This window comes from Spirosoma sp. KNUC1025 (assembly GCF_045160025.1).
Classification (GTDB): domain Bacteria; phylum Bacteroidota; class Bacteroidia; order Cytophagales; family Spirosomataceae; genus Spirosoma.
The window spans coordinates 3,630,438-3,643,861 of sequence record NZ_CP087139.1 but is presented as its reverse complement, the minus strand read 5'-3'; the positions used below and the strand labels follow the sequence as shown (position 1 = coordinate 3,643,861).

The 13,424-nt window shown below is 49.9% G+C and carries 8 protein-coding genes; 1 reads left to right on the top strand and 7 read right to left on the bottom strand.

All coding sequences use genetic code 11. From position 1 onward, the window contains the following. Positions 1-45 precede the first annotated feature (45 nt). Positions 46-750: a hypothetical protein gene (locus LN737_RS15895; protein WP_405510772.1), complete on the bottom strand. Its 705-nt coding sequence runs from the start codon at positions 748-750 to the stop codon at positions 46-48. 162 nt (positions 751-912) lie between these two features. Between LN737_RS15895 and LN737_RS15890 the strand changes: the two genes are divergently transcribed. After that, on the top strand, positions 913-2,865 hold the full coding sequence (locus LN737_RS15890) for an asparagine synthetase B (protein ID WP_405510771.1): 1,953 nt from the start codon (positions 913-915) through the stop codon (positions 2,863-2,865). A 55-nt stretch (positions 2,866-2,920) separates the two neighbouring features. Here the strand turns inward: LN737_RS15890 and LN737_RS15885 are convergent, their stop codons facing one another. The 6 genes from LN737_RS15885 to LN737_RS15860 form a co-directional block, all read right to left on the bottom strand. Next, positions 2,921-4,075 carry a nucleotidyltransferase family protein gene (locus tag LN737_RS15885; RefSeq protein WP_405510770.1) on the bottom strand — a complete coding sequence of 385 codons (1,155 nt, stop codon included), beginning with the start codon at positions 4,073-4,075 and terminating at the stop codon, positions 2,921-2,923. A 3-nt stretch (positions 4,076-4,078) separates the two neighbouring features. Continuing rightward, on the bottom strand, positions 4,079-4,996 hold the full coding sequence (locus LN737_RS15880) for a serine kinase (RefSeq protein ID WP_405510769.1): 918 nt from the start codon (positions 4,994-4,996) through the stop codon (positions 4,079-4,081). A gap of 83 nt (positions 4,997-5,079) precedes the next feature. Beyond that, a complete protein-coding gene (locus tag LN737_RS15875) occupies positions 5,080-5,421 on the bottom strand; it encodes a PqqD family peptide modification chaperone (protein ID WP_405510768.1) in 342 nt (113 codons plus the stop codon). A gap of 67 nt (positions 5,422-5,488) precedes the next feature. Next, on the bottom strand, positions 5,489-5,611 hold the full coding sequence (locus LN737_RS15870; RefSeq protein WP_405510767.1) for a lasso RiPP family leader peptide-containing protein: 123 nt from the start codon (positions 5,609-5,611) through the stop codon (positions 5,489-5,491). A gap of 62 nt (positions 5,612-5,673) precedes the next feature. Continuing rightward, entirely contained in the window at positions 5,674-6,768 is a 1,095-nt protein-coding gene (locus tag LN737_RS15865) for a T9SS type A sorting domain-containing protein (protein ID WP_405510766.1), read from the bottom strand. Between the two features lie 398 nt (positions 6,769-7,166). Next, on the bottom strand, positions 7,167-13,415 hold the full coding sequence (locus tag LN737_RS15860) for a beta strand repeat-containing protein (protein WP_405510765.1): 6,249 nt from the start codon (positions 13,413-13,415) through the stop codon (positions 7,167-7,169). Positions 13,416-13,424 lie beyond the last annotated feature (9 nt).

The following is a 13,424-nucleotide window of genomic DNA, read 5'->3' as shown; positions in this document are numbered from 1 at the left end:
AGCGGCCTGAAGCTAAAGTAGGGCTAGCAATCTATCAATCTGGTATTATTTAAGTCGATTACTCTCGATCAATTCCCACTTTTGCTTTGAGCCCGATTCAATGATCGCCTTGCCTATACAGTCGGCTGTTGCCTGGCAATAGTCCAGTGATACGTTCTCGCTATAGACCAGACCAACGTTTTGTGCATAAATCCGGCGGTAGCGTTCCTGATCGACCAGGGTTGAATCGTCGGCACCCAGCACCGAAACGGTGCGGTTGAAACTAAGATTTTTTAGGGCATACGATTTTCCGGTATCCTGATAGCGCAACACCGTGTCGGGGTTAGCGTTGTAGGCGTTGATATTCCAGGATGTAGTGGATGTAATTGGGAAGGCAAGCTTCACCACGGGCACATTACGCTCCAGGCTAACTACTTCTTTCAGATTTTTATAAACCGTACGTATGGTCTTAAGCTGCCACCCCGTCAGTTCCGACTGTTTTATGGATTCTTCAAGCAGATAAAACAACTGGCCATTCTGCGTGTACGAACTTGTAATTTTTTGTTGCAGTTGGTAAGCGGTTTTTTTGACGGCATTAGCTGGTGCGTAGGTCTCCTGCGTTACCTGATAGATCCAGTAGTCGCCGGCTTCCAGCGGGAAATAATCGGAGTCGTCGGGCGTAGGATCGAGGGCATTATTGGTACATCCAGCGCCTAGCCCTAATAAAATCAAGAAGACAATCGCATTATAAACCGTATTTCTTTTTAACATATTCCGATGGATAAATGAACGTATATTCCTTCCGACTTCCCGTGTGAACGAATTTACAAAGATAACAGTATTTGCCGGGGCTTTCCTTTACTTTGCACTCCTCTGTTCGCAAAGAAGTCCGCGACTGAGGTAAGTACTAGTATTCACAGTTTATAATTACATATGGGCGGAATCGCTGGAATGATTCGTTTTGATGGGCAGGCTGTAGACCCTACCGATGCTGGTAACATGATTAGCTTACTGAAGCATCGGGGCAACGTATTGAGTCAGCCGATCCCAAATGGCCTATTACTAGCTTTTGGCGGCACACTTGACGTATCAGCCACTGCGCCCCTCTTTGCCGCCATCGACGCCGACATCTTTTCTAACGTGTCCACGAATCAGCCTTTTACCGACAATTATATCCAGAGCGGCCCCTCATCGTTCGATGATCTGAATGCCGATTTTGCCATCGCCTTATGGGATGCACATCAACAGACGCTGTATTGTAGCCGCGATGGCATGGGCGCAAAACCGCTGTACTACGTTTATCAACCGAATCGTTTTTTCGCCTTTGCGTCTGAAATAAAGGCGTTAACCGCCCTTCGTGAAGTTGTTGTGAAGCCAAACCCGTTTAAGTTTAGAGAGTACCTCACCTGGACTACGGTGTACGTACCCTATAGCGCTGAAACCTTTCATGAAACCATTTACAGCGTATTGCCAGGGCACTATCTGCAGGTAAATTCTACGGCCATCACGGAGCACCCTTACTGGCAACTGAACCTAACAAAATTTAAGGGAATCAATAACACAGACGAGTACTCTACTCTGTTCCGCGATTATTTTACGGCTGCCGTTAACGGTCGGATTAAAGGCAAACAACGTATTGGCTCCCATCTGAGTGGGGGTCTGGATTCCTCGTCTGTGAGCTGCGTAGCACAATCTCTGCTGATTCAGCAGCATCGCCCTTCCCTTTACACGTTCAATATCGACTCTGAGCAACCGGAAGCTGAGGAACAGGCGTATGTTAAATCGGTTGTTGACCAGTGGCATCCCAACCATTACCGAGTCACCCCCTTGCCCGACGTATTGGATGCCATTCTGAAAATTAACCACATCTTCGACCGGCCCGAGCAATTTATTATTCCCTCAAGTTTCCATTTAAGTGTGTCTGTGAAAGCGCAGGAGCTGGGTTGTGATGTTTTATTGACCGGCCACGATGGCGATAGCGTCATTACGACCGGTTTTGATTACCTGACGGAGCTTGTTGAGGCTGATCAGTGGGATCAATTTAAGCTTGCCGGTCAGCAATTTATCGCCCCACGCGACCGTAATCTTCATTACGTTCATGCAAACTGGCTCCAGTTATCGGATCAGGATCGGTACGAAAAGTATGTTCTTTCGGTAGTTGGGCGCAGCTTAAAAAAACAGATTCGGCAAAAATCATTAGCAACATTTCTGACCACTCTTCGTGAGCAAAAGCAACGTTTTGGGTTGTCGGAGTCGGCCATTTTCGCATACCTCACCGGACGAATTTCGGACAGGCTGACTCGGAAAGCGCTTATCGACAATGCTCTGAGTGAAGACTTTAAACGACAGGTTCCCCAAAGGCCGCAACGGTCGATGGCAGCGTTTGTCGCGGATTTAACAGCGAAAACACAGGTTGAACTAGAAGAAGTTATCAACACTACGAATATAATCTGTAATGAGCAGATGAACCACATTGGCGCTTATTACGGTCACCCCTACTCATTTCCGTTTTTCGATAAAAATGTGATGGAATTGGGTCTGGCTACACCCATGTCGGTCCGGTTCGATCAGGGTCGAGGCCGTGGCCTGATTCGGCACGGCCTGCGAGATGTGCTGCCCGCTGCGGTGTTGTCGCGAGTTACCAAAGCAAATTTTGTGGAATACGGAACGCTGGCAGCACAACAACTCTATGAGGCTACGCAAGAGCAGTTTTCATCGGCCAGTCACCCAATCTGGGGTGTGATTGACAGACGTATCTTTTCAAAAATTGTAGCTACCGTTTATAACCCCAACTTTCCAGTACGCCGTAAAACGCGCTACAACTGGTTGCTGAGCCGGATTATTTATCTGTCTGTTTGGCTGGGTTCTCTCGAGCGACGTAACTAAACCGCTACTTCAGAAAGTCCACTCGTGTCGAGGCCGAGCCCAGATCCGTTATTATTCAGGAAGCGATTACCGAACGGATAGCCCGCGTAAGCACCGTAATGAATCCCAACTCCTTGGGAATATAGACCAGGCGTTTCCCAAGCATGAACGTACTGGCCCGAAAAACAAAACTGCTGACGTAGGTTCTATAGATTCTCAGTTTCGGGCTCAGGTTTGTTTGACTCTTGGCAAAAAAAGCAATCTGTTTTAAGCCGGGGCTAGCTTCCAGAACGGACTCTGGCTGCTCCCAATTTTCTTCGTAAGAGGCCGCCAGCGCCGGTATCCGATCCGTCGCGATTAATGCTTCAATGGCCGGTGGCAATGAGAGCTGCCAAATCTGCCGACACCAGTATATGCCAACGAGAAAAACCGTCTCGAACCTATAGAACTCTAGCTTTTTCATCAGGTAATCCCAATTAACCGGCTTGCCTTTCAGTAAAAAATAGAGATCATTTACGTAGCCGATATGTTGCCAGATATTAATGATGCCGTGATGGATCACCAACAAAATCAGTTGATTTTCAATGATATAATCAGGATCAGAATGTATGTCTTCCAGATGTAAGGTTGAATAATGCTTATTGAAGCATTCGATTTCCCAATGCAGATCAATATTGAAATAACTCGTAGAAAAAAAGGGCTTAAACAAACTGACTTCGTGCAGATCGGCCAGTATAGTCTTCTCCTGATACTGTAAATAATGTTTGTATTTCTCGCCCAGCCGGTATTGATTTGATTCGAGCAGTTGTATCGTTTTAAACAGATCGGTTCGGGCTACTAATATATCAAAATCACCGATATGACGCAGGCTGCTTTCAGGGTAACTGTTCTCAGCCAGATAAACACCTTTCATGGCAACGTAGCTGATTTTATGCGCAGCGAACAGTTTTTTTAACTGGCTAAATTCATGCAGCTTCAGCATGTTATCTGCTGCCGCTGCCCGACTATCGTTTTGGAGAGCGATCAGAAAGTTCTCCGGGATAGCCTGTACCTGCTGGAGCGCTCGGTACACAAATGGACCAATCCGATGCCGTGTAGCTAGTTGGTATAGCCGGTCCCAATTGATAGGTTGCTGCTCCAGAAATTGCGCTAAACGCTGCTGTTGATGGGCAGACAAGTTTTCTGTACATGCCATCACCAGCAACTCAATTTCAGGAGAACGGCCAGACATAGTTTAAACAGTTGTTTTGAGGTGTTCGACAAACTCATAAAGTTTGGCAAAGTTGGCGGGTCGGCTTAACCTATACAGTGGCGTACTGTTGGCAATCAGTACGCTTTTTTCAAAATGGTCTTTCAGCGGTTCACCATGAAGGAGTGTCTCAGGAAGGGGGAAGTAACTGAGCAGCTCAATTGGCCGCTGACTGACGGGTACCAGTTGGCTAGCCGTTTCTGACGTAGCAGCCGTCAACACATAAATTTGCTCCAACGGAATCGCATTCTCTTCAAATGAAACAGGTTCATGCCACGAGAATTTGTTTGCTCCTTCGCGCACCCGATCCATTACGCCTTTGGGAAGCTGTAATCCATCAACACTTTTTTCCCAGATTTTTATCTGCGAGAACGCTGGAATCACATACGGCTTACCTTGTTCGTTGATCTGAATGCAAACCATATCATCACTCATTATACGAACGCCCCGATTTGCAAAAGCAGCTACGGTTGTCGATTTACCAGCGCCAGGCTCACCTACAAAAACGATTCCTTTGCCATTGAGCTGAACCGCGCTGCCGTGTAGTAAAAAGTATCCCCGTTGAAACAGCAGCAAGCCGATGGCTTCACTCATTGTAAAAAGTGATAGCAGGCTTTCATCGGTGGTTGTCGACTGTACAATAAGTTCGCGGCCATCCAGCGCCAAAAATTGACCAAGCGGCCCCCAGTCCAGCCAGATCTGATTAGGGCCATTTTGAGCAACCCGGGCATAAAGTCCGGCACGATGTAATTTGGTTTCCTGTAAAGGTGGATGTGGTGGCAGTTGCTCCTGCTTAACAGTCAAATCGGCCTGGGCAGGATTTATTTCTTTAAGGTAGGCAAGCGTGATAGCTGAGCCGATTGTTAGCCCATAGGCTGTATAATAATGCTTAATCCACTCCATTCTCAAATATTGCCCCGAATAAAAAAGCTTTTATTCGTGATTGATAGCTGCCAGAATCACTCTATGTTTTATGTAGCCCAGCTTTATTCAGTCAGCTCGATGAGTTTTTCATGCAACAGGCTTTCTAAAAACTGCGTAAGTTCTGCCTGGCAAACAACGGGATCTACGTCAAACTCATCAAGCAGTTCATCCTGAATTTCCTGAACAGATACTTCTTTCCTTTCCTGCAGGAGGGCCCAGATAAATCCACCCACCTCATTCAATTCATAATAATTACCAATTTCGTAGTTCAACAAGATCGTTTCATTGCCAAGAACGGATGAAGACTGATTGGGAACTAGTTGAATACGAGTAGCGGGCGTAATTGTCATTAACCGGATAAACTGTCTGAATGAATATAGAAACGCTAAAGCAAATAAAGCCAAAAAGTCTGGTTCGTCCAATTAAGAAACGAACCAGACTTCTGTAAGGCATTCCGCTTTAACTGGCTTATTAAAAATGCCCGCTCTGCATGTCTGTGTTAGAACCCAGTTTCAAAGTCAACGCTTTAACACTACCCAGTTTCTTCAACTGGGGCTTTTTGTAAGTCTTCTTTCCGGAAGTTGCCTGGTTCATATTCAAAATATTTTTTTAATTCAGGTTTTTCTTATTTACAAATTCAAGAATCAAACCCATGATTATTGAACAACTAAACGATGTTTACGTGCGGTTCCTCGCTCCTCCACGGTCAGAATATATATGCCACTGACAAGCTTCGAAGTAGGGGTCAATTTTACACTTGATTCCATTAGTTCCGACTTGACAAACCCCAGTTCACTACCACTCGCATTATACAAACGTAACGACGCGGTCGAGGGTTCATCAAGTTCCAGCGTAAAGGTCTGCTGCACAATTGGATTCGGATAGACGCCATAACGCCCATCGATAATTACTGATTCTGCATTGAACGTATGTATTGTTCCGTCCAGATCAACCTGCCGCAGTCGGTAATAACTCGTTCCCCGATGCGGATTTCGGTCAACATATCGGTACGTACTCAGACTATTGCTGTTACCAGCCACATCCGTAACTTCCCCTATTTCCTCAAACGTCTTCAAATCCTTACTACGCTCGATCACATAGCCTTTGTTTGCCTTTTCCCAACTCGTAGTCCATTTCAGCAATACCGTCCGGTCAGGCTCAGCCTGAGCCGAAAAACTCACTAATGAGACGGGCAGGGCTAATGTAGTTGTATGGGTATAGATTTGCGAAAAATCATCGTCTGTCGGTTGTCCACCTGTCCCATTTGGCCTAAGCGATCCTGAATTAGGTATAATTGTACAGGAAGCACCGATGGTGTTGACAACGGTTGAACTCGAAGCCTGAGTGACGATGAGCGAAACCACGAACCGGCGGATGGTAGTGGAACCCAAAGTCACATTCTTCTTTTGAATTCCATCGAAACGATTTAACGAAGCATTATACGTTATATCGAAGTTGTTAAGAATCGTCCCTGAAACTGCTGATATGTCAGCGGGATTTGGCAGACATTGTTTTAGGTCAATGTGAAAGCCCATTCGCTCAGCTAGGCTATCGCTGGGGCCGCTGGCGCCAGTAATTGCCCCTGAGCCACTATTTCCGATAGCAAAGGTTATAGAAAATACAGATCCAACATTTGCCAGGGGCTGGGGACGCAAATCGTTAGCAATAACAGCCGGATCAGCTCCACTCTGAGCCAGACTGGTGATACTAATCAACCACATGGCTACCCAAAAAAGTACAGTTCTCTTCATAAATATTTTGTAATACAAGGACAATGATGTCCAATTAAACGTAATATCTGATCAATATGTTACTAATTTCTGTAAAATACAACTCAAAGCCATTTTGGGAGGCAATTTATCTTTTTTTAGACTAAAATCTGATCGTACGTCACAGGATTTTGTTCTTTTCTAAGTTAGTACGAATGAATAGAGACTAAAACTATCGAGCGTTCATTTTACCAATCTGTTTCCTGTTTTGTTTAAATACGTGTAAATGCTGGATTTATCAGCCAGCATTTACACGTATAGTCGGGGAGATTAATAGGAACTTTTGCGGTAACTAATCTCCCCAATTATTCCTGCTTTACTATATACGTATTGAACATTTCTTAGGGCACGAATTCAATTAACCGTTCAACACATACTATTTACTGCTGGAAGAAGTCGATCTTGTCGGCATCGGTGTTGTTGGTCAGCTTCACCTCTCCCCCACTGCCCCCTTCGATCACACTCGTCAAGGTTAGCGTGCCCGACGTAGCCCCCGGCGTCAGCGTGCCACTCAACCCAAACGAGAGCACACTGCCCCCACCCACCACCTGCGTGCTCGTCAGCAGGTAGTAGTAGTCATCCGACACCCCGTCGAAACTCCACACACTGTTGCTCACCGGACGGCCACCCACCGAGGTGGCCGAGCCGGTAAAGCTCAGGCTGATCTTGGGATCTTTGTTGACCTTGACCGTGATCAGTCCCGAGGTGGCCACATTCTTCAGCTCGAAGACATCGACCACCACCGAGATGGTCGTGGTGTTGTAGGTGGTCGACGGCCGGGCATAGATGATGGGCGTCAGGTCAGGCACAGCCGTGGAGTTGATGGTAGCGGTCCCCGTGGTGGTGGACTCTTTGCCCGCGTTGTCCACCGCCGTGAAGCTGATCACCACCGGGTTGCTGTCATTGGTGGGGTCCACCAGGATAGCTACCGTTGGATTACCACTGCCATCGGTGGGTACAACCACACCCGTTGGGCTGCCTCCGCTGAACTCAGGCGAAGAAGCCGTGTAGACATTTCCGTTAATGGTCAGACTGGTTACGTTGCTAGGGAAGCTGCTGATGCGAATGGCGGTCACGCTACCCGGAGCGGTATCTCCACTCGGGGTCGTGTTGGTAAAGGTGCTGGCCGGTACACTGACGGGCGAGGTGCCCCCGGCGTTGGTTACCGTGTTGCTACCGCTACCTGGGGTGGGCAGCTTCTCGATGCCGAAGTTCTGATTGGTTACCGCACCGGTTGAGGTAGTCAGTTCAATCACACCCAACGTCGCACTTTGAGTGGCCGTGTTGGAGGCATCGACGCTCTCGCCCGTATTGACCCAACCCGTAGGCAAGCCACCTGCCGTGGTCGAGGAAGCTGTATTGGTCAGCACCAGACTTAGCCCGCTGGCCCCTGTCGGCACTCCCGTCAGGGTATAGCTGCCAGTGGGCGAGACGGCGGCCGAAGCGACCACCACACCACTGCTGTTGACCAGGTTGACAAACAGGGGACCGCCTGCGTTGGTGGTCGTCTCACTGCCGTTGAGCGTTACGCTGCCATCGGCATCATCCCACACACTGCCCGATACGGTGGTGGTGGTCGGTGTCGAGTTGAGCGTAGCGGTCCCCGTGGTGGTCGACTCTTTACCCGCGTTGTCGACGGCGGTAAAGGTGATCACCACGAGGTTGCTGTCATCAGTAGGGTCCACCAGAATGGGCACCGTTGGCGAACCACTACCATCGGTGGGAACGTTCACTCCGCTTACCGGGAAGGTGGCCGAGGTATAAGTCACCCCGTTGATCGTCAAACTCGTCACGTTCGTTGGGAAACTCGTCACATGAATGGCCGTCACGCTACCCGGGGCGGTATCACTGCTGGGGCTCACAGTGGTGAAAGCCACAGGCGGCACCGTTACGGGAAGCGTACCGCCCCCATTGGCTACCGTAGCGGTGCCACTACCTGGAGTGGGCAGTTTCTCGATGCCAAAGTTCTGATTGCTCACCGCTCCCGTGCCCGTGCTTAATTCAATCACACCCAGCGTAGAGCCTTGGGTAGCCGTATTAGACGGGTCGACTAACTCACCCGTATTGACCCAACCCGTGGGCAGCGTACCGGGGCTGGTGGCCGTGGCCGTGCTGGCTAGCACGAGTTTGTAACCCGTTACGTTGGTGGGTACGCCCGACAAACTATAGGAGCCATCAGACGCTACGCTCACCGAAGCCACCACCGTGTTGGAGCCGTCGACCAGATTGACATACAGCGGACCGCCTGCATTGGTGGTGGTTTCACTGCCGTTCTGGCTCAAGCTGCCATCGGCATCGTCCCAAACTTTACCCGAGATAGTCGTCGTCAGCGTCGAGTTAAGCGTAGCTGTTCCAGTCGTTAATGATTCCTTGCCAGCGTTGTCGACGGCGGTAAAGGTGATCACCACCGGATTGCTGTCGTTGGTGGGGTCCACCAGAATGGGCACCGTTGGCGAACCACTACCATCGGTGGGCACCACCACCCCACCCACTGGGAAGCTGCCTGCGGTGTAGACCGTCCCGTTGATGGTCAAACTCGTTACGTTACTGGGGAAGCTGGTGATGTGAATGGCCGTTACGCTGCCCGGGGCCGTATCACTGCTGGGGCTCACAGTGGTGAAGGCACCCGGTGGTAGGGTCACCGGTGTGGTGCCGCCCCCGTTAGCCACCGTAGCGGTGCCACTGCCCGGAACCGGCAGTTTCTCGATGCCGAAGTTCTGATTGGTTACCGCACCGGTTGAGGTAGTCAGTTCAATCACACCCAACGTCGCACTTTGAGTGGCCGTGTTGGAGGCATCGACGCTCTCGCCCGTATTGACCCAACCCGTAGGCAAGCCACCTGCCGTGGTCGAGGAAGCTGTATTGGTCAGCACCAGACTTAGCCCGCTGGCCCCTGTCGGCACTCCCGTCAGGGTATAGCTGCCAGTGGGCGAGACGGCGGCCGAAGCGACCACCACACCACTGCTGTTGACCAGGTTGACAAACAGGGGACCGCCTGCGTTGGTGGTCGTCTCACTGCCGTTGAGCGTTACGCTGCCATCGGCATCATCCCACACACTGCCCGATACGGTGGTGGTGGTCGGTGTCGAGTTGAGCGTAGCGGTCCCCGTGGTGGTCGACTCTTTACCCGCGTTGTCGACGGCGGTAAAGGTGATCACCACGAGGTTGCTGTCATCAGTAGGGTCCACCAGAATGGGCACCGTTGGCGAACCACTACCATCGGTGGGAACGTTCACTCCGCTTACCGGGAAGGTGGCCGAGGTATAAGTCACCCCGTTGATCGTCAAACTCGTCACGTTCGTTGGGAAACTCGTCACATGAATGGCCGTTACGCTACCCGGAGCGGTATCTCCACTCGGGGTGGTGTTGGTAAAGGTGCTGGCCGGTACGCTGACGGGTGAAGTGCCCCCGGCGTTGGTTACCGTGTTGCTACCGCTACCTGGGTTGGGCAACTTCTCAATCCCAAAGTTCTGATTGGTGATAGCCCCTGTGCCCGTCGTTAACTCAATCACGCCCAGCGTAGAGCCTTGACTAGCCGTATTGCTCGGATCGACGCTTTCGCCCGTGTTGACCCAGCCCGTAGGCAACGTGCCCGGACTGGTAGCCGTAGCGGTGCTGGCCAGCACGAGTTTGTAACCCGTTACGTTGGTGGGTACCCCTGAGAGACTATAAGACCCATCGGCTGCTACACTCACCGAAGCCACCACCGTATTGCTGCCATCCACCAGGTTCACATACAGAGGACCGCCTGCATTGGTAGTGGTTTCACTGCCATTCTGACTCAAACTGCCATCGGCGTCATCCCAGACCTGACCCGAGATGTTAATGCAGGCAGCTGTAGTTACAGCTACACTATCTGCATTGCTAAAACATCCAGTAGCCACTTTTCTATAGTAGGCATAATACGTTCCACTGCTTACCGCCGAGGCTTGTGCGGTGGTAAGGGTATCGTTTGAACCAGTTATAGGATTATGCGTGCTCCACACCAGCGTAGAGCCTGAGGGTAATGAACCTATATTAGCAAGAGTCGTAAGGTTGACTGTAGCTGCAGGACAGCTGTTGGTCGTTGTCGCGGCTGTGATGGCTGGTACGACAGGCGTGCAGCTATAAGAAGCACCAATATTGACATGGAAATCACCCGTGTATGGACCGCTACCAGCATACACAAAATGGAAGCGTACATAAGTCACTCCTGTGCCCACAATCGTTTGATCATAGCCGTACCCACCCCCTAGTAGCTGTGCATAGGACACCGTTGAGGTTACCGTCCATGGACCAGTAGGCGATGTTGCTTCTTCAAATGTCATTACTGCGCACGAAGGGCAACTGACAGAATAAGAAGCGGTTTCGGTTACGTTCCAGTGTACGATGAAGCCCGCACTGACCCCACCACTACAGGAGATACTCCGGGTATTACTGTTATTTTGACTGAATGCACCAGTGCCACCCGACCAGGTATAGCTCATGGCTGATGTTCCTGTTGTGGTACTATAAATGGTACATGTCGCCGGGGTGAAGAATATGGTTGCCGTGCCGGTATTAGTACTTTCCTTTCCGGCAGCATCTATTGCTACAAAGCTAAACACCACGTTGCCTGAACCATTGAAGCTCGGATCGGCAGTAATGGTTTGGGTAGGGCTACCCGTGGCATCAGTTGTTACAACTAATCCGCCTGCTGGCCAGGTAGAGGAGGTATACGTTATCCCATTGATGACCACGCTGGCTGCCCCTGTGGGGAAGCTAGTAAGGCGGATGGATGTAACAGCGCCTGGTGATGGGTCGCTTGAGCTGGTCGTGTTGGTAAAGGCAGAACCGCTTACGGCTACCTGCGTGGTGCCTCCGGGATTGGTACCACCACTTTGTGAACCGCTACCCGCTGTAGGTACATGTTCAATGCCGAAGTTTTGAGCCGTGATTGAACTGGCTCCGATAGTCAATTCAATTACGCCCAATGTGGCGCTTTGCGTTGCTGTATTTGTTACGCCTACACTCTCGCCCGTGTTGACCCAGCCCGTAGGCAGACTGCCAGGTGAAGTGGAGGAAGCCGTATTAGTTAAGACTAATTTTAAGCCAGTTGTGCTGGCGGGGCCACTCAGACTATAGCTACCAGTGGCTGAAACCGTTGTCGAGGCAATGACAGTACCCGTGCCATCGACCAGATTAACGTAGAGCGGACCACCCGCATTAGTGCCTGTCTCACTGCCGTTCTGACTCAGATTGCCATCCACGTCATTCCACACACTACCACAGATTGCAGCGTTTATGGTTACGGCAGTTGTACTTAATGATGTACAGCCGGTTGAGTTAGTAACCGTAAAAGTATAGGTTCCTGGAGCCAGTCCTGAAATAACAGCCGACGTGCCAGTGCCTGTCGTGGTCACGGCCCCTGGACTACGGGTAAGTGTCCAGGTACCACTGGCAGGCAATCCGCTTAATACTACACTGCCCGTTGTTGTGGTACAGTTGGGGTGGGTGATCGCTCCTACTGTTGGGGCCGTCTTACTCTCAACTGAGAAGGTAAAGTCGTAGGTATGGTCTGGAGACTGCAGGTTAGATTGCGCATATTGATAAAACCGCACTGACTTCACATTGGCGTTCAGGAACTGAAATGACCATACAGGATCATTGGTGGCGATCAAATTAGCACCGTTCAGTAATATCTGTGTGCTGGTAGGTTCGCTGTAGATAGCTGAGGTGGTCTGATCGGAACCAAGGTAAGCCTGTACATTACCTGAGATCGGCAATGGGTTGCCACTTGCATCCAAAAATTCAAATAATAAAGTTTCTGTTGTTTCTACATCGATAAGATGCATCATGCTATTGGCGGGTAACACACTGGTAAAGGTCGTCGTCGTCCAGTTGTTAGCATAGTCGGTAATGGTACCACCACCCAGATAATAACCCATATCTACCGCAATGACTGAGTTAGGCCATCCACTGTTGGCAATCAGAAAATTTGGATTATTGCTGCCAGCTCCGTAGTTGTAAACCGTAGCACCAGCCCCGGCTGTATTAGCCGTCCAGTTATACAGTTGTGCCTCCTGCGCAAAGCTTACACTGAATAAATTGCCATTGAGGTTTGCATTGGTTATAGCCGAGTACTCACTATTTATCGTGTTGTTAGGGTATGTGGCAAATGTCTGGCAACTAAATTGGTTGTTAGACACTGTTAATGTATTGACTGGCTTATAAATAGCACCAAACTCGCTGGTGCTACCTCCGGTCTCCGTGGCCGTATTGGTAATCATGGTTGTACCCAGCACTACGCCCTTACCCGTAACATCTAATGTGCCACTAAATTTACCACCGGCATCCGCGGTTAGTGAACCCAGGTACGTTTTCCCTTCAGCATGTGCTACGCTAAAACCATCTGATACGATAATATGTCCATCCTGATCAGCAGGGCTATTGTCGGCTATGTAGAACTGGACTATGGCACCAGTACCAAAGGTGGTTACGTTAGTAGATTGGTCATTACCGATGAAGCCGGTGATGGTAAGATTGTTGCCAGATAGTTTGGCGGAGGTGATAATACCATAATCCATGCCGCGGTTAGCGGTGGCAGATGGCATGGCGGTAAGCGCACCATCGTTGGCAGATACTACATCATCTGCAAGATCTATGGGCAATCCGATATT

Bases quoted from the DNA above. Each gene is read 5' to 3' on its own strand.
- LN737_RS15880 (WP_405510769.1), bottom strand. From the start codon at position 4,996: ATGGAGTGGATTAAGCATTATTATACAGCCTATGGGCTAACAATCGGC.
- LN737_RS15890 (WP_405510771.1), top strand. From the start codon at position 913: ATGGGCGGAATCGCTGGAATGATTCGTTTTGATGGGCAGGCTGTAGAC.
- LN737_RS15870 (WP_405510767.1), bottom strand. From the start codon at position 5,611: ATGAACCAGGCAACTTCCGGAAAGAAGACTTACAAAAAGCCCCAGTTG.
- LN737_RS15895 (WP_405510772.1), bottom strand. From the start codon at position 750: ATGTTAAAAAGAAATACGGTTTATAATGCGATTGTCTTCTTGATTTTA.
- LN737_RS15865 (WP_405510766.1), bottom strand. From the start codon at position 6,768: ATGAAGAGAACTGTACTTTTTTGGGTAGCCATGTGGTTGATTAGTATC.
- LN737_RS15885 (WP_405510770.1), bottom strand. From the start codon at position 4,075: ATGTCTGGCCGTTCTCCTGAAATTGAGTTGCTGGTGATGGCATGTACA.